Origin of the sequence: Bacillus cereus group sp. MYBK101-2 (genome assembly GCF_051918845.1) — a bacterium.
GTDB classification, from domain to species: Bacteria; Bacillota; Bacilli; order Bacillales; family Bacillaceae_G; genus Bacillus_A; species Bacillus_A paranthracis.
On sequence record NZ_JBQAIE010000006.1, the window covers coordinates 1 to 23,257 of the forward strand.

Sequence of the window (23,257 nt, forward strand, 5' to 3'; positions counted from 1 at the left end):
GCATGAGGCAAAGTCTCCTTTCATTTTAGGTTCTGGATAAACCTAGGGGGTACTTTGCCTTATTTTTTGCCTAAAAATGTTTACACATACTTTTATACATCATCGATATATTTTGAAAACCGCCGATATAAATTAAGAATCGCTGATATATTTGAAAAACCGTCGATATAAATTTCATGTACCGTAATATGGTTAAAATCATTATTATAATTTCATGTACCGTATTGAAGATAAAACCTTTAATACAATTCCATTCGCCAAAACCGAATTCCAACACATTTTTACCCCAGAAAGATGACTTCATCATTTTTACATGCAATAATAGTAACGTTACATACATTGTGAAAGAAGTATAAAAGGAGCGTTATTTATGAATTTAGCTAAATTCCCGAGAAAAAAATATACAGAGTCATATACACCAATTGAAAAATTAAACAATTTTTCTGAGGCACTTGGTGGACCGACTATTTACTTTAAACGAGATGATTTACTTGGTTTAACAGCTGGTGGTAATAAGACGAGAAAGTTAGAGTTTTTAGTTGCGGATGCGCAAGCAAAAGGTGCAGATACGTTAATTACAGCTGGTGGTATTCAGTCCAATCATTGCCGCCTAACACTGGCAGCTGCGGTAAAAGAAAAAATGAAATGTATTCTTGTATTAGAAGAAGGGCTTGAGCCAGAAGAGAAGCGAGATTTTAACGGAAACTATTTTTTATATCATTTATTAGGTGCTGAAAATGTCATTGTTGTACGAAACGGAGCAGATCTTATGGAAGAGATGCATAAGGTTGCGAAAGAAGTAAGTGAAAAAGGGAATACACCATATGTCATTCCAGTTGGTGGATCAAATCCTACTGGCGCAATGGGATACGTTGCTTGTGCGCAAGAAATTATGGCGCAATCATTTGACCAAGGAATTGATTTCAGTTCAGTCATTTGCGTAAGCGGTAGCGGCGGCATGCACGCTGGTTTAATTACAGGTTTTGCTGGAACACAAAGTAACATCCCAGTAATCGGAATTAACGTAAGTAGAGGAAAAGCAGAGCAAGAAGAGAAAGTAGCAAAACTTGTAGATGAAACTTCAGTTCACGTTGGTATTCCAAACTTTATCCCGCGCGAAGCTGTTACATGCTTTGATGAATATGTAGGACCAGGTTACGCGTTACCAACGCCAGAAATGGTGGAAGCAGTGCAATTACTTGCAAAAACAGAAGGTATTTTACTTGATCCAGTGTATACAGGTAAAGCAGTAGCGGGACTAATCGACTTAATTAAAAAAGGTACATTTAATAAAGAGGACAACATTTTATTCGTACATTCAGGTGGTTCACCAGCTTTATATGCGAATACATCTTTATTCGCGTAAGTATGAAAAAGCATTGGGTATCCAATGCTTTTTTTGTTATATAATGGAATTATTAGAAGGTGAGAGGAGGGCGTATATGAGTTCAAGTTTAAAATGGATTATATACACGGTACTCGGTATTTTTATTTTATTAATTTTATTTGTAGCTTATGGAGTTTATTTATATTTCACTTAAGTGAAATGGTAACCGAACCAAAGGAAGAATAAAATAATTGCTGTATTAAATAGAGTAAAACATAAACCGATAATCGCTAAAATTTTCCTTTCATTTCGACTACAAAAAGATATTACCGCTAATAGGATTGCTATAACAGCGGAAGCTAATATGAAGTAAGCGAAAGGCACAACATATTCTACTCCAACCCTGTCTAAAATAGGTGTGAAAAGAAAGAGATTAATCGTAACGAATATACTTGCAAAGAGAAACGTATAGCTTTTCCAAGTGTATGTTTTTAACTGCATGGATCATACTCCTTTCCTTATATTATTTATATTTTTAACCATAAATTAATTACCTTTATTTTACAATAATCTGAATTGTTATGAAATGAGGTAGATGAATATGAAGGATAGAAATGTGTCTTTAGTTTTTATTATTATCTGTATATTAATAGTAACTGGCTGTTGAAATATACTAGGAAATGAAGAGCAAAGAATTGAAGTGCAAAAAGATATTGGTGATAATGAATATGAAGATTTTAAGGTAGTGACAGATAATAATGAAGTGATGAAAGTAAAGAAAATATTAAAGGATACTACTTTTGAAAATAAAAAAGTGCAAATGTCTCGTCCAGCTGATTATCATTTTATTTTTCAATTTAAAAATCCGAAAATAGAGGCGAAAGCTGTGTTGTATCAAATTTGGATAAGTTCTAATAAGGATACAGTGGAAATCATCTTGGGTGGTAATCGGTACGCTCAATTAGAAGAAAAAAATGCAGCTACTTTGTTTCGGATTGTTACAGGGGAAAAGTTAGCTGAGTAAACTATATTGGATTATAGGGATTCAGTTCATATTTTTCATTTTGAGAGATAATTAGTTTTCAACAATAATAGCTATCTTTTTATGTTGGAATAAACATTGAGAATCGGATAAAATGGAAATTAGACATTGGATTCATGCTCCTTAAGGTGTGCTTTAATCTGCCAACGGATAATAAAACTAGGAAATATATTGTTTTTATAAAGATTCGATGTTATGTTTAGTTTTCTTAATATAATATTTCCCTTATATAGGAGTGGCTATTTGAAGAAATTAATATTATTAGCGTTATTGGCTACATGCTGTCTCACTATTGCAGGGTGTTCTAGTAATAGGGTTACAACAAAGGATGAGTCTAAAAATTCAACACCTGTAAAGGTTAAACGTATCAATAAAGCGTGGTATAAACATATATAATAGTTTTCAAGAAACTTGAAATTGTTGATGATAAAGATATCATAAGGTGAAATTAGTTAGGCAGATTAGAGGTTGTGAAACCTGGTGACAAGCAGGAAGCATGGTTCGCATTTAAATTAATAAAATATGCGGCATTAAAATATTCACAAAAAAGAGTCTACATGTAGGTCATTTTTTGTGGATATTTTTCATAAATAAGAGATATTCTATGCTGCCTGTCTCTAACTTGGACCTTCTAAAAATTACTTTACTAGGTTAAAATGTTTATAGAGTATCATCCTTCAAAATGCGATGGGTCCCATAATAACTCGATTGATGTGGTCCTTTTTCGCGTTATTTACTATCTTTATATATCTTTGTATTAAAAAATCTAACTTTAATAGATTAAATGAGATAAAACCTAGTTAAAAACAATGAAATTTCAGGAAAAATAAGGTACACTAATCAATGGTTTTGGTTTAAAATCAATTGACGTTAATGTATACGGGGGAAAGATTGATGAACAACAATACAGTAAATGAATCTGTTGAACAAGTTGAGAAAAAACGGGTAAGATCCAAAAAACGTTTTACAAATTGGAAGCTTATCGCAGCAGGTGGCGGTGTACTTGCACTTCTCCTTGGAGGAATGAGCTATTATCAGGCAACTCACTTCAATTCAAATGTTACGATTAATGATACAAAAGTCGGTGGTATGAGCGCTGATGAGGCAATACAGAAATTAAAAACATCTGGACTAGCGAACAAAGTTTATATTGATCAACAACAAATTTTAGATGAAAAAGAGACAAAAACGGAACTGAAGGAAAAAGATTTGCCGCAAGTTAAAAAACTATTAAAAAGCCAGTGGACATTTTTCCCTTCTTCAAAGGAAAAAGAGTATTCATTGCTACCAGAAAAGGCAGAGCAGTATCGTAGTGAAACAATGAAAAAACTTGTAGAAGAAAAGCTTGTTTCCATGAATGAAAAATTAAAAGCACCTCAAGATGCTATGGCAAAGCTTGAACAAGGAAAAATTGTTATTTCGAAGAGCGTTGATGGAAAACAGTACGACGTTACGAGTTTACTAAAAGATTACGATAAGCAGAAGCATAAAAGCGAAATTCATTTAAAATCTGCATACATACAGCCTATTAAAGAAAACGATCCGATTATTAAAAAAGAAGAGAAAGCATTACAGAATCTTCTTACGCAGTCTGTTGATTATAAAGTGCAAAATGAAGTGTATTCATTAAAAGCAAAAGATTTAATTCAAAATGCCTCTATGTCAAAGGATATGAAAGTGACAATCGATGCGAGCGAAATTAAGAATAAGATTGCTGAAATTAATAAGGCTAAATCTACATTACATAAAGACTTCGCTTTTAAAACACATTCTGGTTCGGTTATATCAGTAAAAGGTCAAGGGTACGGCTGGGCACTAGATGTGGAAAAAGAGACAAAACAAGTTGGGCAAGCCTTTGAGAAAGGTGAGAAATCACTTTCTGCTTCTAATATTCACGGAAATGGTTGGGAGAAGGAAGGGATCGGTTATAAAACAACATCGAATAATGGTATCGGAGACACATATGCAGAAGTTTCCATTGCAGATCAACAAATTTGGATTTACAAAGATGGGAAATTAGTCGTCACAACAAACGTAGTAACGGGTAAACATAGCACAGGTGAAGATACATCACCAGGTGTGTGGTACGTTCTATACAAACGAACACCATATACGCTAAGAGGTAGCGCAGTAGGGAAAGCTGATTATGCAGTGAAAGTAGATTACTGGGTTCCATTCACAAATAGCGGTCAAGGATTCCACGATGCCGGCTGGCGAAAAGACTGGGGAAGTAATGCTTATTTAACAGGAGGATCAGGCGGTTGTGTGAACCTTCTTCCTAACGTTGCCAAAACTGTATATGATAGTTTGAACACGTATGATCCAGTTATTGTGTACTAGAAAATAGCTATGTATTAAAAACTTATACGAATAAACAAAGCAGAAAATATATGAAAAACACCTCTTGCATTCGCATACTAAGTATGCAAATGCAATGGAGGTGTTTTTATTTAAAGGCAAGAGTTCATTGTTTATAAGAAACAAAGTGGGAAGAAATTGAGATGGAAAACTAGGTGTACAAATAATCAATAAAATTGACACTGAATATCATTTTCATTTATGATGGAATCGTCGTATGTAATTGGATAGGATTTTGTGAAAAAGTTTACTTTTTTATTAATATAATAAATTTCTATTAAGCTCTCACATTCATGAACTATCACTAAATTTTTTAAGAATTTAAACATAGGAAAGGGTAACTAACTGTTACGATTTATTTAACCAATTATAACGAAAGTTAATTAAATAGATCAGTAAGCCCTGCTAGTCAAGTGATTGGCTAGTAGTGAGGGTTAACTGCGGGCAATCCCTAAAGCTGATTGAACTACAACGTGGCTAGAAATGGCGAGCGTGAATGTTGCGAAAGCAGAAAAAATCAATCAGATGGTGCAAGGTTAAATCCTAAACATTAGAACAATGGGTCTTCCGCCTCGAATCATCTAAGTCAAAATGGATAGGATGAACGTTCAACGACTATCTCGTATAACTGACGAGAGTACACCACAAGCCTATGGTGGTGGAAAAATCCTCTATCTCTAAAGAGATAAACATATAGTCTGCGCTCATGTGAAAGCATGAGAAGTTCATAAGAGAACTGGCTAAGGAATTGCGCCCTTAGTTGAACGAGATACATTTAATTAAATCTATCAAACCTCATTGAACGAACCGAACGTACGTACTATGATGGGTTCAATGAGGTAAGAATAATAATGAAATTTTTACGAGTTAGTCAAGTATCAGAATTAACAGGTTTGCATCCGAGTAGTCTCGGGAGAATGCTGGTGGAACACGCTACGATTCAGAAGAACAAATCTTTCATTAAAGGAGTTACATTCTGATGATATTGGCGAAGAAAGTTAGACTGATTCCAACGCCTGAACAAGAACAAGTGCTTAGAAATCATGCTGGAGCTGCAAGATTTGCTTATAACTATTGTAAAAGAATGAGTGATAGATACTATAAGCTATTTGGAAAATCTGTTTCACAGTTAGCTTTACAGAAACGATTTACAAAGATCAAGAAGCGAAAGAAATATGAGTGGTTAAAAGACATCAATGCACAAGTTCCTAAACAGGCTTCAAAAGATTTTGATACGGCGAGAAAACATTCGTTCAAAAAGTACAAAAATGGTTATCACACTTCTTATAAATCCAAAAAAGATGTAATCCAAGGATTTTATGCCAATTATGAAAGGCTGATTATAGGAAAGAAAGTAGTTCATATTCAGTCTATTGGAGAAGTGAAAACAAGCCAACAACTACCAAGAAATAAAAAACCATCCAATCCAAGAGTTACATTTGACGGTCGTCACTGGTGGATTAGTGTAGGGTTCCAAGAAGATTTTGAATCCCAAGAACTAACGAATGAGTCGATTGGTGTGGATGTTGGTTTAAAAGAGCTGTTTGTAGCTTCTAATGGTACGAAAGAACGAAATATAAACAAAGACGCCAAGGTTAAAAAACTTTTGAAAAGGAAAAAGTCAGCTCAAAGAGATATGTCTAGGAGATTTAAAAAAGGTGTGAAAATTCAATCTGCCGGATATGAAAAAGCGAAAGCTGAGCACCTGCGGTTATCTAGGAAAATTACGAATATCCGAAATAACCATATCCATCAAGCAACAGCTAAATTGGTGAAAACCAAACCAATGAGGATTGTTGTGGAAGACTTATCTATCTCAAACCTGTTAAAAAACAAAAAACTATCGAAAGCATTTTCCTGTCAAAAATTAAACTTCTTCTTTCAATGTTTATCATACAAGTGCGAGAAGTATGGCATTGCGTATGTAAAAGCTGATAAATGGTTCGCTTCAAGCAAGATTTGCTCATGTTGCGGAGTAAAATACGACCATTCGGTTCAACCAGAAGGACAGTGGAGTTTAAAGATTCGTGAATGGTGTTGTACTTCATGCAATAGCCATCACGATCGGGATATAAATGCTGCGATGAATTTATCAAGATGGGTAAAATAAATGCTTGATAATAGGAGGTAACGATACTGCCTCGTGTGGAGTGTTATACCCCTCGTCCCTTCGGGGTTGCGAGAACACGATGAAGCACTAACTCGTGTAAATTTGATTGAATTGTATAGATTTAGTTAAGTTTATCGTATCGGTAATATAAAAATGAACTGGAAAAAAGGCGGATTATGGATTATTATTTTTTTCATTGTAAAAGGAACGATTTCTACACTTTTAATCGTTACAGGTGCTAAATATTTTGATTTATCATGGATGCAACTTGTCGTATTGATACTGACTTTATTAGTGATTTCTCTAATAAGCCGAAAATTGCTGTATAGATATAAACAAAACAAAAAGCAAAAAGAGCTAAATATATAAGGAAGCCCCAGAGATCTTTGGATTTCTGGGGCTTTACTTATTCAATAGTGAGTTTTGGCTCCGTGATACGAATGGTATACCACATCAGTTTTATCGGTTGTAAATCAAAAGAAAGATATATTTACAAGGACTCTTAACAAGTCTTACGAACCCAAAAGTCTCTTTATTCTTTATTGTATTTCTGCCGCAGTTTATAGATACAAGGGCTTCAGGTCCTATACCTTTTATCATTTTAGGAATTACTTTTACAGTAACTGGACTATTGTGGTGTTTATTTGTTGCTTATTTTTCTTCCTATGTCACCAAAAAATTAAGAGGAAATCAAAAGGTAGGAATGATTCTAAATAAAGTAACAGGACTGATTTTTATTGGGATGGGGTTAAAGTTACTTCAAACGAAGGCTCCTCAATAAACATGAATAATAAAAAAATGCCCCCTTCAAGAGTTGTTATCTTTGCTTTAAGCTAATTTTTATATATTAAAAAGCCTCTTCAAATTTGAAGGTTTTTTTGCATGTTATCGGTTAATTATTCTTTTTTGAATTTACTAAAGGTTCCTAAATCCAAGCCCAATAACAATACTATCTCTAGTGAAATAATTAACATATCCTATGTAAGAAAGTTGAGGTAGCTAATAGCATATATTTTACTGAAAGGATGTGAATGAATGATGGAACGACCGAATTGGGGAATTGGAGGATTAGTATTCGTTGGCTGCATGTTTCTTGGCGGAGGAGTGGGGTCTATGTTAGGGAATGCCCAAACTGGATGGCTCATAGGAATGGGTGTTGGATTTCTTGGGATGGCTTTAATGAGACTGATCAGAAAGTAATATAACGGAGATTCTTAATACCATATGATCTCCATACATTACAGTTAGAAGTTTCTCTTTTATATCGGTCTTTTTAAATTTTTCCCATACATAGATAGGATTCTCAAGTCGCAGGATGGCACCTTAGGGTGTATTTTTTATGCTTTCTAAAATGCCTTACTATATAATAGATTTCGTTAGATTCTGATAATCTTTTTTGTAATAGAATAGATTCATTACCGTTTAAGGAACTGTTGAGCGGCAATAAAGTTACTCCACTAAAGGGCCATATTGTGGTACTGTTAAGGAAAAGCGAGTAATTGCGTTATATAAGGGGGTGTTGGGGTGAATGTAATTGCGTGGTTGATCGTTGCTTGTGAAATAGGGTTTTGGGTTGTTATAACTTTAGGTCTGCTCACACGATATATCCTTAAGAAAAATAAATTAGGATTGTTTTTCCTAGCTTTAACACCTGTTATTGATTTAATTCTATTAGTCGTTACGGGTGTCGACTTGTATCGTGGTGCGACCGCTACCCAAGTGCATGCAATAGCTGCTGTTTATATTGGAATCTCAATCGCATTCGGTAGGAGTATGATTGGGTGGGCTGATATACGCTTTCAATATTATGTGATGAAACAAGGAGCGAAACCAGTTAAAAGATTTGGCATTGATTATGCGAAACACTACTTTAAAAGCTGGGGACAACATGTGCTTGCTTTTCTAATAGGTGCCGGAATTTTATTTGTCTTAATCTATTTAATTAACGATTCTTCTCGAACAGAAGTGTTGGCTGGCTTTCTAAAAGCATGGACACTTGTGTTGGGTATCGATCTTTTGATTGCCATAAGCAATTTTATTTGGCCGAAAAGGGAAAAAGGGTAACAATTTAATAATATCGCAATTGGGCGCGATTGTTGAGCAAACATAGGTAGAAAAATGATTAAACTTTTTTATGAAAAATTATTCACTAGCAACAAAAAAACAAGCATTTTGACCGTTTTTTTTTTTTTTTTTTTTTGGAATATTTGTTTTTTATCGAAAAATCAATTTTTGTAGCATGCTTTTGATCAAACTTTATTACAAACTAATAGCATTTATGGCAAGCTTAGGAGTTAATAATTAATCCACGGCGAAGGTATGTTGATTTACGTTAATATTGAAGACGTTGATGATCCACTAAGTTTCGCAAGGAAAGTTAGAAGAGCGTTATGCAATTAACCTATTTATTAAGTTAGATGAGCAATAGGAAAGGATCTTTCGATGGAAGATCCTTTCCTATTATTCGTAAGTAATAGATTATGCTAATTAAAATATCTCGGATTATTAATGCTTTTTCAATGGTTTCACTAAATACTTGAGAAAGCCTCTTTCCATTTTTGCTTTAAGTTCTTTCATACATAAGATGAAGATTTTTATGAATTAGATTTACTTGACTAGCAGACGAACGTATTTTTTGCAAGAATCGAAATAATAATCTCCATTTTTATTGTAGTATCAGTGTCTTAGTAGAAAATAAATATATACGACAAATTTTGACAAAGAAAGGATTGTATTTTTGTTATGCTATGAAAGTTATTGATTTGTAATGTATATATAGGAGGATTTTTAAATGTCAAAGAAATTGTTATTATTTGCACTTATGAGTTTATGTGTAATTGCTTTAAGTGCTTGTAAAGGTAATGAAGAAAAATTAAAGGGCGCACCAGATGAGCAAAAAGTGGATGAAGACAAAAAAGTAGAAGAAGAAAAACGTAAACAAGAAGAGCAACAAAAAGCAGAAGAAGAAAAACATAAACAAGAAGAGCAACAAAAAGCAGAAGAAGAAAAACGTAAACAAGAAGAGCAACAAAAAGCAGAAGAAGAAAAACGCAAGCAAGAAGAGAAGAAAGCTCAGCAACAGCAATCTACAAAACAGGAGAGAACACAAAAACAAGAAAAACCGACACAAGCAACAGGTGGGAAACCAACAAGATCACAAATTTCAGTTGGTTCACATGTAGTTATTCAATTGGATAATGATTATAGTAAAACTGTAAGTGGTGTTGTGAAAGACATTTTGACACATAGTGAAACACATACATACGGCATTAAAGTTCGATTACAAGATGGACAAATTGGCCGTGTTCAAAGTGTTAAATAATGAAAAAAAGATTTGAATACTTTTCAAATAAATTAAAATTAAAAACCCGGTTCTTTCGTAAAGGAACCGGGTTTTTGCGTTTTGTTAGTGCTACCACACCTCTATAAAGTTATTAGATACAAGATAATAGATGTTTTTATAATTTGAAAGATGAGGAAACGAACTTGTAGGGAGTATTAGAAGCATGTATAAGAAAATGAAATCAATGGAGAAACTGGTTTTTAAGTCTGGACTATGGACCTATCCTCTCGTTCTAATCCACTAAAAAAAGAACTTCCCCATACCCATTAGACTACTAAGCATTCCAATTCCATTCATAGTGCCTTTTCCTACTGTAAGTAAGTTTCCAAGCATTCCTGGCTGACCGTAACCTCCGTTATTCCCCCATCCCATGGGACTTATCTGTCCTCCCCATCCTGGAGAGTTTCCGAAAATACCCCCGTTATTGGTATTAAATTTAAAGGCCTTAGCTGGCGGCGATAGTAAAGCTGCAAGATGCCCTTGTGCGAACATTCCTGTATGATTGAAAGGTTGAGCCCAGGGGAAGGGAGGTTTTTGAAAATTAAAACCTGTATGCCCTGGGAATGGAGTCCAATTAGCAGGCTGTCCTTGGGGTATCATCCCTGCATAATGGATTGGCTGACCTGAAGAGAAAGGAAGGGTTTGGGGATTGAAACCCGTATAATTGACCGGTGAATCCCAACCAATTGGATAGAAGCGATAACCCCAATTCTCAGAAATCTTCAAACCACTCATTTCGTAAGCATTAGTTATTTGGGGCTGTAAATATAATGATGACATTAAATTTTGGTTATTATATTGTTCCTCGTTTCCCTTTGAATTTACATACCAATATTGGTGCATAAGCTTATTCCCCTTACTTTAAAAATGTAATGTTAGACTTAGCCTATGTAACCTTCCTTTTTATGGATGGTTACATAACTAGATTTACAAGCCTGTATTTAAAGGAATGGGTGTGTGGTCTTCTTGATTTATCTCGCCATTTGTTGTGGGCTACCTGCAAAAGTCCGATTGGTGTGGGCTAATAATCAGTGGGGGATGAACAAAACCCCCACTGATTAAAGTTTCCCTTTATTTTAGAAGGGTATTTTCAGTCGCTTCTTTTGTTTATTGTAGCCTAATGTAATTTCAGTTAACAAACGTATTTACATATTCATTCAAAATCTTAAGTTGGGTAAGTAGAATTGCTAAAAAGAGAATATCCATTCGAAGAGTTTGGCAAAATACTGCAAGGGTAATAAATTCTCGTGCAAATATGCAAACGAGTTAAATTAATCAATGGAATTGATAATGAAGGGGCAAATAAATATATGAGTGAAACGTTACATAAAAGAAAACCACCATATGTAATGCTTGTAATCCTTTTTATTGGGGCATTTGTTTCATTTCTAAATAACTCGCTTTTAAATGTGGCCTTGCCATCAATAATGAAGGATTTAGAAATTCAAGATTATTCAACGATCCAGTGGCTTTCTACAGGCTATATGCTTGTAAGTGGTATATTAATTCCGGCATCAGCATTTTTAATAACCCGCTTCTCCAATAGGAGCTTATTCATTACATCTATGGTGATTTTTATTCTTGGTACGGCCTTAGCGGCTATAGCACCGAACTTCGGTTTATTACTTACTGGCCGGATGGTTCAAGCAGCAGGTTCTTCAGTCATGGGGCCTTTGTTAATGAATATTATGCTAGTAAGCTTTCCAAGAGAAAAAAGGGGAACGGCAATGGGGATTTTTGGATTAGTTATGATTACAGCTCCGGCCATTGGACCAACATTATCAGGTTATATTGTAGAGTATTATGACTGGCGTTTGCTTTTTGAAATGATTTTACCGCTAGCAATCATTAGCTTACTGTTAGGGATTTGGAAATCGGAAAATGTCATGAGACAAAACAAAAATGCAAAACTTGATTATCTCTCATTGCTATTATCTTCTGTCGGCTTTGGCGGTCTGTTATATGGGTTTAGTTCTGCAAGCTCCGATGGGTGGACGAATAAAGTTGTTTTAACAACCTTAATCATAGGCGCTATTGCCCTAATTGCTTTCATTATCCGTCAATTAAAAATGAATGAACCGTTATTGGATTTACGTGTTTACAAGTACCCAATGTTTGCACTTGCGTCTGTAATTGCAATTGTCAACGCAGTGGCCATGTTTTCGGGTATGATTTTAACACCAGCTTATGTACAAAACGTCCGTGGTATTTCACCGCTGAGCTCTGGGCTAATGATGCTTCCAGGTGCGGTAATAATGGGAGTTATGTCACCAATTACAGGTAAACTATTTGATAAGTATGGCCCTCGGCTTCTTGGTATAGTAGGACTTTCCATTACAGCTGTTTCAACTTATATGTTGGCAAATCTGCAAATCGATTCTAGTCACACACATATTATCCTTATTTACACATTGCGGATGTTTGGGATGGCGATGGTGATGATGCCACTTATGACAAATGGCCTTAATCAATTGCCAACTCGCTTAAATCCGCACGGTACAGCTGTTAATAATACAGCTCAACAAGTGTCCGGTTCAATTGGTACTGCTATTCTTGTTACGATTATGAATTCTGTAACAAAAACAAAAGCTGAAAGTCTAATGTCTGAATTAGATCCAACAACCTTCACAGAAGCTACGAAGGCAATGTTAACGCAGAAGGCTTTGTTATCCGGAATTCAGCATTCATTCTATGTAGCGCTTGGCATGAATGTTGTTGCACTACTATTAGTTTTTTTCGTTAAACGTGTAGATACAAGTGCGGAAGCTGTCGAGAGGTTAAATCGGTAGAGCAAAATAAAACTCGAGATAATGATTCCTACAAGTTGTTTTGCTACTAAGAAGCTGATAGTTAAAACGGGAAAAGAACTGAAAGAAACAGTGAAATAATTACACATAGTGAAAAAAGGATCTGATCTTCATATCAGATCCTTTTTCATTAGAAACTATTGGCTTGCCAAATACTACAATCTTTAGTTTTCAATTTCTGATAAACATTATACTAATACGCTTCATTTTAATTTCGTATTTTTTCTGCAAGTTATAAATCTAATAGCAACAAACGACTTAGATTACCAACCTTATAAGCAATATCATAATCGTGAATAGTTATGGAAAAGATAAAATAAGGTAATCAATTACATATCTTTTGTCCCATGTGATTCATTGCTATCTTCTTTTTATTGAATGGGATATTTTGGCATTTTTTGAAAGGGTGTTTGTAATGGATAAAAAAGTATCTGCTATTCCTCAGCCGAAAACATATGGACCGCTAGGGAATCTCCCATTAATTGATAAAGATAAACCGACTCTATCGTTTATTAAGCTGGCAGAAGAGTATGGTCCTATTTTTCAAATTCAAACTTTAAGTGATACGATCATTGTCGTTTCTGGACATGAACTGGTAGCGGAAGTTTGTGATGAAACAAGATTTGATAAAAGTATAGAGGGTGCTTTAGCAAAGGTTCGTGCTTTTGCTGGAGACGGACTATTTACAAGCGAGACTCACGAGCCTAACTGGAAAAAAGCTCATAATATTTTGATGCCTACATTCAGTCAACGGGCAATGAAAGATTATCATGCTATGATGGTCGATATTGCCGTGCAACTCGTTCAAAAATGGGCAAGACTGAATCCGAATGAAAACGTAGATGTCCCAGGGGATATGACTCGCCTTACATTAGATACAATTGGTCTATGTGGTTTTAATTATCGATTTAATAGCTTTTATCGTGAGACCTCTCATCCTTTTATCACTAGCATGACCCGTGCTCTAGATGAGGCGATGCACCAATTGCAGCGGCTGGATATAGAAGATAAACTCATGTGGAGAACGAAACGTCAATTTCAGCATGATATTCAATCTATGTTTTCTTTAGTAGATAATATTATTGCTGAACGTAAAAGTAGTGGAAATCAGGAAGAAAATGATTTACTTTCCCGTATGTTACATGTGCAGGATCCGGAAACTGGTGAAAAATTAGATGATGAAAATATTCGTTTCCAAATTATTACCTTCTTAATAGCTGGGCATGAGACGACAAGTGGATTGTTATCTTTTGCAATCTATTTTTTATTAAAGAATCCGGATAAATTGAAAAAAGCCTATGAAGAAGTAGACCGTATTTTGACAGATCCCACTCCAACATACCAACAAGTTATGAAGCTTAAGTATATACGGATGATTTTAAATGAATCACTACGTCTATGGCCGACTGCTCCAGCATTCAGTCTCTATGCAAAAGAAGATACAGTGATTGGTGGGAAATATCCAATTAAAAAAGGAGAAGATCGTATTTCTGTCCTTATTCCACAGCTACATAGGGATAAAGATGCGTGGGGAGACAATGTGGAAGAATTCCAACCTGAACGATTTGAAGAGCTGGATAAGGTTCCTCACCATGCTTATAAGCCATTTGGAAATGGCCAGAGAGCATGTATCGGTATGCAGTTTGCACTTCATGAAGCCACACTCGTAATGGGAATGCTTCTTCAACATTTTGAATTCATCGATTATGAAGACTATAAGCTGGACGTAAAACAAACATTAACGCTAAAGCCTGGTGATTTTAAAATTAGGATTGTACCTCGAAATCAAACTATTAGCCATACTACTGTTCTTGCGCCTACAGAGGAGAAACTGAAAAACCATGAAACCAAGCAGCAAGTTCAGAAGACTCCTTCCATTATTGGAGCCGATAATCTTTCACTTCTTGTTCTGTATGGTTCGGATACAGGGGTAGCAGAAGGTATTGCAAGAGAACTAGCAGATACAGCTAGTTTAGAAGGTGTTCAAACGGAAGTGGCAGCTCTTAACGATCGAATTGGAAGTTTGCCGAAAGAAGGAGCGGTTCTTATTGTAACTTCTTCTTATAATGGAAAGCCGCCAAGTAATGCAGGACAGTTTGTGCAATGGTTGGAGGAATTAAAACCAGATGAGCTAAAAGGTGTTCAATACGCAGTTTTTGGTTGTGGAGATCATAATTGGGCTAGTACTTATCAGCGAATTCCAAGATACATTGATGAGCAAATGGCTCAAAAAGGAGCAACAAGATTTTCTACACGCGGGGAAGCGGATGCAAGTGGTGATTTCGAGGAACAGCTCGAGCAATGGAAACAAAGTATGTGGTCTGATGCGATGAAGGCATTTGGATTGGAACTTAACAAAAACATGGAGAAAGAACGCAGTACTTTGAGTCTTCAATTTGTCAGCCGTCTTGGAGGATCTCCTCTTGCGCGAACATATGAAGCAGTTTATGCATCTATATTAGAAAATCGTGAACTTCAATCATCTAGCAGTGAAAGAAGCACGCGACATATTGAGATATCCTTGCCGGAAGGCGCTACGTATAAAGAAGGTGACCACCTTGGGGTGCTGCCAATTAATAGTGAGAAAAATGTCAACCGAATTTTAAAACGCTTTGGATTAAACGGGAAGGATCAAGTCATACTGAGTGCAAGTGGACGGAGTGTAAATCACATACCTTTAGACAGTCCTGTTCGTTTATTTGACCTTCTTAGTTATAGTGTCGAAGTGCAAGAAGCAGCCACTCGAGCACAAATACGAGAAATGGTGACATTCACAGTATGCCCTCCTCATAAAAAGGAATTGGAATCATTATTGGAAGAGGGAGTTTATCAAGAACAAATATTAAAGAAACGTATTTCAATGTTAGATCTTCTTGAAAAGTATGAGGCTTGTGAAATCCGATTTGAACGCTTTTTAGAACTTCTTCCGGCGCTCAAACCGCGTTACTATTCTATCTCAAGTTCTCCACTTGTTGCCCAGGATCGTCTGAGCATTACGGTTGGTGTTGTAAATGCGCCTGCATGGAGTGGGGAAGGAACATATGAAGGAGTCGCTTCTAATTATTTAGCTCAGCGTCATAATAAAGATGAGATTATCTGTTTCATTCGAACGCCACAATCAAACTTTCAATTACCTGAAAATCCAGAAACACCAATTATCATGGTTGGACCAGGCACTGGAATTGCACCATTCCGTGGATTCTTACAAGCGCGTCGTGTGCAAAAGCAAAAAGGTATGAAGGTAGGAGAAGCACATCTATACTTTGGTTGTCGTCATCCTGAAAAGGATTATCTCTATCGTACAGAATTAGAAAATGATGAAAGAGAGGGATTAATCTCTTTACACACAGCTTTTTCTCGCTTAGAAGGACACCCTAAAACATATGTACAGCATGTAATAAAAGAAGATAGAATCCATTTAATTGCGTTATTAGATAATGGGGCCCATCTTTATATATGTGGTGATGGAAGTAAAATGGCTCCTGACGTAGAAGATACCCTTTGTGAAGCCTATCAAGAAATTCATGAAGTTAGTGAACAAGAAGCAAGGAATTGGTTGGAACGTGTGCAAGATGAAGGACGATATGGAAAAGATGTTTGGGCTGGAATCTAAATTCTTCTTAATTAGATAAGTAATATTTCATTCACGAACTTCTTTCAACTAAGTATAACTGTAAACAAAATAAACTGCTTTATAAAAACCCTGTATTTTTTACTGAATATGGGGTTTTCTTATTTTTAAATAAAAGGGGCGTATATGTTGATTCAAAATCCAATAATCTTTATGCATTATATACACAACATGTTAGATTTGAAATACTTAATAAAAAGGGGAAACATCAGGGAGAAGTAGACTTTAATTTAAACTCAATAAAATGCGTAATTGTTGTTACTCATTCACAAGAAGTTGCAAAAAAATCAGATCGAGCATTTTATTTAATTAAAATAAAGTTAGTAGTAAACGAAATTAAGAATAGTTAATTAAAAGCTACTTTTGCTCTTAATTAACATAATTTTCGAAATGTATGAATGCTAATATTTGTTATATGATATATTTATCAAATTATTATTCATGTAGTTTCTGTGATGAATCTGTAAGATAGTTTAAGGGTTGAATGTGGATTTGAAATAAAGAAACGATTTTTTGAGAGGAGAAAAGTAAATGTTTATAAGAACAGAAAGGTTATTAATACGAAATTTTGAGTTCAAAGATTGGCGAGATGTCCATGAGTATACATCAGATAGCAATGTTATGAAATACATACCCGAAGGGGTTTTTACTGAGGAAGATGCAAGAAACTTTGTAAATAGAAATATGGGTGAAAATGCAGAGAACTTTCCTGTGATACTGGTAGACGAAAATATTCTGATTGGTCATATTGTTTTTCATAAATATTTTGGTGAGCATACTTATGAGATTGGGTGGGTATTCAACCCAAAATATTTCAATAAAGGATATGCTTCTGAAGCAGCACAAGCTACATTAAAATATGGGTTTAAGGAAATGAAATTACATAGAATTATAGCTACATGTCAGCCACAAAATATCCCGTCATATCGATTGATGGAGAAAATTGGAATGAAAAGAGAAGGATATTTCAGGAAGTGTATACCCCATGGAAATGAATGGTGGGATGAATATTATTACGCTATTTTAGAAGGCGAGTAGTGTCTCAGAACGCATTGTTTAAATCAAAATCATAATTAAAATCATGCTATCCTTTTTTGAGAATTGCTTGGCCCATAAAATAATTAAAATGTGGGCGGTGCTCTATGCCCATCAAGCTAACATTATATAAGTTTAATTTTATGTAAGATTCTTGAAAATTAAAATAAGAGTTAATTTTCTTAATACAGTATAGTATCTCCAGCAGTTTATTCAGCAAACGGGCAGGATTGTGAAAGTATTGAGTTCGGGATATCTTCCTAAAAAACATTACTATAATAAAAGGATGACAAAATTTTTATGGTTAGTATGATAATTTGGAAACAGAAGTCAGCTTAATCTATGAAAAACTTATCAGAGGAGTGATGTAAGTGAAACAAAATGTTTACGATAATCCGAATTTCTTCAAAAACTATACAGCGTTGCGTGAAAGTGGAATAAACGCTAATGACTTCATAGAACAGCCAGCAATCAAATCATTAATTCTGTGTTTGAAAGGAAAATCGGTATTAGACTTGGGTTGCGGTGATGGTCATTTTTCAAAGTATTGTATAGAAAATGGTGCAAAAAACGTAGTAGGTGTAGACATATCCAAAAATATGATTGAACGTGCTAAAAAGTTAAATCAGGATGATAACATAGAATTTATGTGTCTTCCTATGGAGGATATGGGACTAACCAATCAAAAGTTTGATCTGATTATAAGTTCCCTCTCTATACATTACATTGAAGATTACTCGGCAATGATTCAAAAGATTAATGAACTATTAAAAAGCAGTGGTGAATTTATCTTTTCAACCGAACACCCAATAGCAACAGCTCGCAAAGGGAGCAACCATTGGATAAAAAATGAGGATGGTAATAAATCACACTGGGCATTAGATAATTATCAAGAAGAAGGAATCAGAGTACACAACTGGTTTGTTGACGATAGTGTGGTTATTTATCATCGAACAGTTGCCACATTAATAAATACTTTAATTGAACACGGGTTTTCGCTGGATAAAATAATCGAACCACAATCAACTTTGGCAGGGATAGAGAAAATGCCAGATTTAATAAACGAATCGCGAAGGCCATCTTTTATTATAATCAAGTCAAAAAAACAAAATAATATTTAAAAATATCTACCGCAATCTGGGAGATTTTATTGAATTATGAAAACAGCCGTTAAACTGTATGCATTCGAATTGAAAATATTGAACATAGGAGTGAGTGAAGATGGCATATGTATTACAAGTTGATTTTCCATTTGAAGGTCCTTATGGTGAAGAAATGGAAAAAGCATTTTTGGATTTAGCCAAAAGTATTAATGAAGAAGAAGGATTTCATTGGAAAATATGGACGGAGAATGAAGAAACGAATGAGGCTGGAGGTATCTATGTATTTGAAGAAAAACAAGATGCTGAAAAATACGCAGAAATGCACAAAAACAGACTTCAAACATTTGGTGTTAAAGATATTAGAGTAAGAATTTTTGCCATCAATGAAAAGCTAACGAAACTGAATCGTGGTTATAGTAAATAATAAGGGACACAGAATTCAAAAAAGAAGGGGATAAGCCCTTCTTTTTTTGAATTGATGCTACAGAAAGAATAGCGTTTTTTTAATTATAGGAGCATTTCTATTTGATAGTTTAATACCGATGTGACAATACCTCATTATTGTTTTTCAGACTTCCCTTGTTCTAGAATGTATGCTTCTTCTTGTTCCGATGTCGCTAATTCGTATGCTTGACCAGTGCTGTTATTATCCAATTCCCATAATAAATTATGCTCCTCAACGGATTGAGAGAAATCGCCTTCATACCAACGAACCAAAATCTTGAGGTACTGTTCTTTATGTTGTAAGATTCCACTATTACTTTCATCAATTACTCGACGTACTGCTTCGATGTTTTCTGGAGTCATTGAAATGTACGAATAGATGTTAGTGCAGCAAAATAAATTGTGTTATGATATGAGGAAATATAAAGCTATGTAACGGAGGGAATAACATGCCGCATGTTGTGTTTCGTGGAATTACTACTGAACAATTAAAGAGCATAAGCAAGCCATTAGTAGAAGAGCTCGCAGAAATCTGTGAGTGTGGTACGGATAATTTCACCTTGGAACTACCAAGTTCTACGTTTGTATTCAATGGAGAAGAAATAGAAGCGTTTCCTCTTATTGAAGTGAAATGGTTTGAGCGTGGACAGGAAATTCGTGATCGATTTGCCAAGGCCATTACTACATATGTAATGGATTTTGGACTTCCAGAAGTAGAGGTTGTATTTACGGTTTTCACAGAATCAGCGTATTATATTAACGGAAAGCATTGTGCAAGTTAGAGCTATTGGAAAGATTTTTATAACATGAAGAAAAGAAATAGGAGAGAATATCCTATTTCTTTTTATTTCTATAAAAAAATATAACTGCTAAATCTAAAGTAATGATAATAATTAGAAGAAATACTTCTATAAGTGCATCAGTTTTCCCATGTTGCAAAGACTTTATAAAGAAATCCCATTCTGTTTCATAGGGGAGGTTCTACCCAATTTCGTTGCAGTCCTAACATCATTCCATTTATGAAATAGACAATGCTTAATAGAATCCTTCCAACAAATAAAGCAGCTACTTTTATATTCCACTTCTTTATGAGGATTATATAAAGAAGTGGAAATAGTATAAGTGCCCAAAAAACGATAATAAAAACTGTATTCATCAGTTTCTACTCCTTTTGTGGATAATAAAGTTATGATCCCCCGCTATTTGTGGGTTGATTAAAGTTTTACTTTATCTCTCCGTCTCAAAAAACTCAATCCATTCTCCGTCAGGACCAGCGAAGAATATGTAACGTGTTCCATCTGGTAATGTTTCAATTTCTTCTCCTAGTAAAAAGGTTACTTTTTGTTTCTTTAGTCTTTCGATCTCATCCTCTAATGAATCCACTTTAAAGCAAATGTGATGTACTTTTCCTTCTGCCGGAAGGGAAGAGTTATAGCCCTCAATTAATTCGAGTATCGTCTCTTTTGATTCTTCCACACCTAAAAAAGCGAGTTTTAAGTCTGGATTCGGGTGTCCCATTCTCTTAATGAGCTGTAAGCCAACTACTTCTTCATAAAATGCGATAGATGTTTCTAAGTTTGCAACCATAAGTCCGACGTGTTCGATTCTTCTAACTGGCATGTAGATTCCTTCTTTCTGAAAATTATATACAATATATTATTGAAAATTAAGAAAATAAGCAAGATAAAAACCTTACAAATTTTAGCGTGTTATATGGTATAGTGAGAAAGTATGTTTGGGGAGAAGGAAGGAGATTATACGATGAATACACCTACTCAAACTCCTTCATTATCGGAAACGATGAAAGAGTGGCATTATGCATTAGCGTATGAAATTAAACATTGGAAAACGATAGGTGGTAGTAAAATTTCTATCATAAACGGTCGTTTTTTATATACAGATTATGAAAGTACAGTATATGTATTTCAGCTTATTTCAGAAGTAAGCTTACCGGAAGGTTCACCAATTCGAATTGAATTTGATGGTGAGGAAGCGACAGGGGAAGTATTATCTGTACATGGATTAGAAATAGAACTGAAATTAAATGATTATATACAAGGTGAAATACGAGAAGCTGTTTTATACAGTGAACCGTGGCAATTGTTAGAGCAACTACAAGAGCGATTAAAAGAAGCACGTAAAGATAAGCTAAAACGTAATCGTATAAAGCGTCTTGTTGATGGGACGAGCAGTCCGAAACATATTGAAAAGATGAAAAATCCGAAAAATGAATTGGCGTATCGCTCGTTTTATAATCCGACAACGTACGTATGGGGACCGCCTGGAACAGGGAAGTCTTACAACTTATCACGTATTATTTCGGCGCATTATCAAAAAGGAAAATCCGTACTTGTATTAGCTCATAGTAATGCGGCAGTAGACGTATTAATGAGCGAAGTAACGAAGCAAATTGAAAAGAAAAAGAAATGGACGCCTGGTGAAATTGTTCGTTACGGTTATAGTCAACATGAACATATACGAAATCATGAAACGTTACTTGCATCGAAATTAGTTGAAACGACGAATGGATCTTGGGGAGAAGAGAGACTCTATTTAGAAGAGACACGCCAAGAGCTTCGTGAAAAGATTTTATCATATAAAGCGACGTCTGCTGATAAGAAGCGTATACAAGAGATTGAAAGTGATCTTCGAAAGCAAAAAGCGAAAATTAAAGAAGTAGAAAAAGAATACATTGAAAATGCGAAAGTAATCGGCGCAACTTTATCGAAATGTGCCATTGATTCACTTATTTATGAGCGTACATTTGATTTAGTTGTTGTAGATGAAGTGAGTATGGCGTTCGTTCCGCAAATCGCATTAGCTGCTTCACTTGGAAAACGTATCGTCGTATGTGGTGATTTTTTACAGTTACCTCCAATTGCGATGGCCAACCATGAACTCGTTCGAAAATGGCTCGGCGAAGATATGTTTTACCATGCCGGAATTGTTGAGTCGGTCAATAAATCAGAAGCACATCCGAACCTATTTATGCTTCAGGAACAAAGACGTATGCATGCGGATATATCGAAGTTTACGAATTCGTTTATTTATAAAAATAGGGTATATGATCATCCATCAGTTTCAGAACGTAAAGAACTTGCACAATTGCAGCCGTTCGCAAATGAAGCAAGTGTTTTATTTGATACGAGCCAAATGGGGGCCTTTTCGTTAAAAGATGCTGCTTCAGGATCTCGTTTTAACATTATGTCTGGTTTAGTAGCAATGCAAATGATGTTAATCGGACTGTTAGATGGTGTGCAATCAATTGGTGTTGTGACGCCTTACAGAGCGCAGTCTCGCTTTTTATCAACGTGTATTAGAGAGATGTTACAGAGAACGAAATATCAAAACATACCAGTTTTAGCGGCGACAGTTCATAAATTCCAAGGATCTGAAAGAGATATGATGATCTTTGATACGGTTGACAGTTATCCACAAGAACGACCTGGCGTTTTATTCTTTGACCATAAAAACCATCGTCTCGTCAACGTTGCTGTGACAAGGGCGAGAGGGAAGTTCATTCAATTATCAGATTGTCATTATATGCGTAAAAACCTTTCGAGAAAACAAGCGTTGTCACAATTAACGGCTCATATAGAACGCCACGGAGATGTGTATGATCGCACGACATCAAGACAATTGTGGGAGCGAAAAATATCGAAACGATTACGTTGGTTTATGGAAATGAATCTGGAAGAGCCGAAAGGGCTATTAAAAGATATTTTAGCCGCAAAACGAAAAATCGTGATTTCACTTCCAAGTACAAAACAAGTGGATAAACGAGTATGGCAAGCGTTAATGCGTACAAATGCGCAAATAACGGTGTATAGTGATGGAGCAGTTCCATTGAAAAATGTAAAGTTACAAAGACAAAATAAAGCATTCCCGTTTATCGTAATCGATGATGAAATCTTTTGGGCAGGGGCGCCCCTCACATCTCAAATGATGTTTGAAGGCAGTACAGAATTTCCATACGTATGTGCAAGACTGCAAGCACCTGAGACAATTGGTGTATTAAAAGGATTTTTAGATATTCGGTAAATTCGGATAGGAATTC

The 23,257-nt window shown here is 35.2% G+C and carries 19 protein-coding genes and 5 pseudogenes; 19 read left to right on the forward strand and 5 right to left on the reverse strand.

The genetic code is table 11. The features are described from left to right. The first annotated feature begins 370 nt into the window (after nucleotides 1-370). Nucleotides 371-1,366, forward strand: a complete 996-nt coding sequence (locus tag ACTFSI_RS13865; RefSeq protein WP_044793102.1) for a D-cysteine desulfhydrase — start codon at nucleotides 371-373, stop codon at nucleotides 1,364-1,366. A gap of 171 nt (nucleotides 1,367-1,537) precedes the next feature. On the opposite strand, the gene ACTFSI_RS13870 is transcribed toward ACTFSI_RS13865, so the two are convergent. Then, nucleotides 1,538-1,828: a hypothetical protein gene (locus ACTFSI_RS13870; protein ID WP_001176308.1), complete on the reverse strand. Its 291-nt coding sequence runs from the start codon at nucleotides 1,826-1,828 to the stop codon at nucleotides 1,538-1,540. A gap of 169 nt (nucleotides 1,829-1,997) precedes the next feature. On the opposite strand from ACTFSI_RS13870, the gene ACTFSI_RS13875 reads away from it, so the two are divergent. The 10 genes and pseudogenes from ACTFSI_RS13875 to ACTFSI_RS13920 all read left to right on the forward strand — a co-directional run bounded on the left by ACTFSI_RS13875 (nucleotide 1,998) and on the right by ACTFSI_RS13920 (nucleotide 10,159). Further along, nucleotides 1,998-2,351 carry a hypothetical protein gene (locus ACTFSI_RS13875; protein ID WP_244294705.1) on the forward strand — a complete coding sequence of 118 codons (354 nt, stop codon included), beginning with the start codon at nucleotides 1,998-2,000 and terminating at the stop codon, nucleotides 2,349-2,351. A gap of 912 nt (nucleotides 2,352-3,263) precedes the next feature. Next, nucleotides 3,264-4,709: a L,D-transpeptidase family protein gene (locus tag ACTFSI_RS13880; protein ID WP_138321622.1), complete on the forward strand. Its 1,446-nt coding sequence runs from the start codon at nucleotides 3,264-3,266 to the stop codon at nucleotides 4,707-4,709. Nucleotides 4,710-5,578: 869 nt separating this feature from the next. Beyond that, complete coding sequence (locus ACTFSI_RS13885; protein ID WP_257469480.1) at nucleotides 5,579-5,707, forward strand: hypothetical protein; 129 nt, start codon at nucleotides 5,579-5,581, stop codon at nucleotides 5,705-5,707. Next, nucleotides 5,707-6,837, forward strand: a complete 1,131-nt coding sequence (locus tag ACTFSI_RS13890; protein ID WP_138321624.1) for an RNA-guided endonuclease InsQ/TnpB family protein — start codon at nucleotides 5,707-5,709, stop codon at nucleotides 6,835-6,837. Before ACTFSI_RS13885 ends, ACTFSI_RS13890 begins: the two co-directional genes overlap by 1 nt. 153 nt (nucleotides 6,838-6,990) lie before the next feature. Then, nucleotides 6,991-7,206, forward strand: a complete 216-nt coding sequence (locus ACTFSI_RS13895; RefSeq protein WP_016717976.1) for a hypothetical protein — start codon at nucleotides 6,991-6,993, stop codon at nucleotides 7,204-7,206. Nucleotides 7,207-7,315: 109 nt separating this feature from the next. Beyond that, nucleotides 7,316-7,618 (forward strand): annotated as a pseudogene (locus ACTFSI_RS13900) (LysE family translocator); the annotation flags it as partial. A gap of 254 nt (nucleotides 7,619-7,872) precedes the next feature. Further along, on the forward strand, nucleotides 7,873-8,037 hold the full coding sequence (locus ACTFSI_RS13905) for a hypothetical protein (protein ID WP_000970616.1): 165 nt from the start codon (nucleotides 7,873-7,875) through the stop codon (nucleotides 8,035-8,037). Nucleotides 8,038-8,361: 324 nt separating this feature from the next. Further along, complete coding sequence (locus ACTFSI_RS13910) at nucleotides 8,362-8,901, forward strand: hypothetical protein (RefSeq protein ID WP_138321626.1); 540 nt, start codon at nucleotides 8,362-8,364, stop codon at nucleotides 8,899-8,901. A gap of 258 nt (nucleotides 8,902-9,159) precedes the next feature. Beyond that, nucleotides 9,160-9,237, forward strand: a pseudogene (locus ACTFSI_RS13915) (DUF1259 domain-containing protein); the annotation flags it as partial. 391 nt (nucleotides 9,238-9,628) lie between these two features. Beyond that, nucleotides 9,629-10,159: a YwbE family protein gene (locus ACTFSI_RS13920; RefSeq protein ID WP_138321628.1), complete on the forward strand. Its 531-nt coding sequence runs from the start codon at nucleotides 9,629-9,631 to the stop codon at nucleotides 10,157-10,159. 261 nt (nucleotides 10,160-10,420) lie between these two features. Here ACTFSI_RS13920 and ACTFSI_RS13925 read toward each other — a convergent pair whose 3' ends face one another. Next, complete coding sequence (locus ACTFSI_RS13925; protein WP_138321630.1) at nucleotides 10,421-11,023, reverse strand: hypothetical protein; 603 nt, start codon at nucleotides 11,021-11,023, stop codon at nucleotides 10,421-10,423. Nucleotides 11,024-11,490: 467 nt separating this feature from the next. Between ACTFSI_RS13925 and ACTFSI_RS13930 the strand changes: the two genes are divergently transcribed. The 6 genes and pseudogenes from ACTFSI_RS13930 (at nucleotide 11,491) to ACTFSI_RS13955 (ending at nucleotide 19,180) form a co-directional block, all read left to right on the forward strand. Next, complete coding sequence (locus ACTFSI_RS13930; protein WP_138321632.1) at nucleotides 11,491-12,969, forward strand: DHA2 family efflux MFS transporter permease subunit; 1,479 nt, start codon at nucleotides 11,491-11,493, stop codon at nucleotides 12,967-12,969. Nucleotides 12,970-13,402: 433 nt separating this feature from the next. Then, nucleotides 13,403-16,600: a bifunctional P-450/NADPH--P450 reductase gene (gene cypD / locus ACTFSI_RS13935; RefSeq protein WP_138321634.1), complete on the forward strand. Its 3,198-nt coding sequence runs from the start codon at nucleotides 13,403-13,405 to the stop codon at nucleotides 16,598-16,600. A 260-nt stretch (nucleotides 16,601-16,860) separates the two neighbouring features. Beyond that, nucleotides 16,861-16,968, forward strand: a pseudogene (locus ACTFSI_RS13940) (ABC transporter ATP-binding protein); the annotation flags it as partial. Between the two features lie 181 nt (nucleotides 16,969-17,149). Further along, entirely contained in the window at nucleotides 17,150-17,656 is a 507-nt protein-coding gene (locus ACTFSI_RS13945) for a GNAT family N-acetyltransferase (RefSeq protein ID WP_000470667.1), read from the forward strand. Nucleotides 17,657-18,024: 368 nt separating this feature from the next. Next, the gene (locus ACTFSI_RS13950) at nucleotides 18,025-18,774 is read left to right on the forward strand and encodes a class I SAM-dependent methyltransferase (protein ID WP_000812695.1); all 750 of its coding nucleotides are present in this window, start codon (nucleotides 18,025-18,027) and stop codon (nucleotides 18,772-18,774) included. A 100-nt stretch (nucleotides 18,775-18,874) separates the two neighbouring features. Beyond that, a complete protein-coding gene (locus tag ACTFSI_RS13955; protein WP_044793097.1) occupies nucleotides 18,875-19,180 on the forward strand; it encodes a monooxygenase in 306 nt (101 codons plus the stop codon). A 134-nt stretch (nucleotides 19,181-19,314) separates the two neighbouring features. Here ACTFSI_RS13955 and ACTFSI_RS13960 read toward each other — a convergent pair. Next, nucleotides 19,315-19,572, reverse strand: a pseudogene (locus tag ACTFSI_RS13960) (DUF6241 domain-containing protein); the annotation flags it as partial. 77 nt (nucleotides 19,573-19,649) lie between these two features. Between ACTFSI_RS13960 and ACTFSI_RS13965 the strand changes: the two are divergent. Then, nucleotides 19,650-19,982, forward strand: coding sequence for a DUF1904 family protein (locus ACTFSI_RS13965; RefSeq protein ID WP_001120973.1), 333 nt, complete (start codon nucleotides 19,650-19,652; stop codon nucleotides 19,980-19,982). 52 nt (nucleotides 19,983-20,034) lie between these two features. Here the strand turns inward: ACTFSI_RS13965 and ACTFSI_RS13970 are convergent. Next, nucleotides 20,035-20,356 (reverse strand): annotated as a pseudogene (locus ACTFSI_RS13970) (hypothetical protein). 71 nt (nucleotides 20,357-20,427) lie between these two features. After that, on the reverse strand, nucleotides 20,428-20,820 hold the full coding sequence (locus ACTFSI_RS13975) for a VOC family protein (protein WP_001145274.1): 393 nt from the start codon (nucleotides 20,818-20,820) through the stop codon (nucleotides 20,428-20,430). A gap of 111 nt (nucleotides 20,821-20,931) precedes the next feature. Here ACTFSI_RS13975 and ACTFSI_RS13980 point away from each other — a divergent pair, with 111 nt between their 5' ends. Further along, nucleotides 20,932-23,241 (forward strand): AAA domain-containing protein, encoded by a 2,310-nt coding sequence (locus ACTFSI_RS13980; protein WP_138321635.1) that lies wholly within the window; start codon nucleotides 20,932-20,934, stop codon nucleotides 23,239-23,241. Nucleotides 23,242-23,257: the final 16 nt, after the last annotated feature.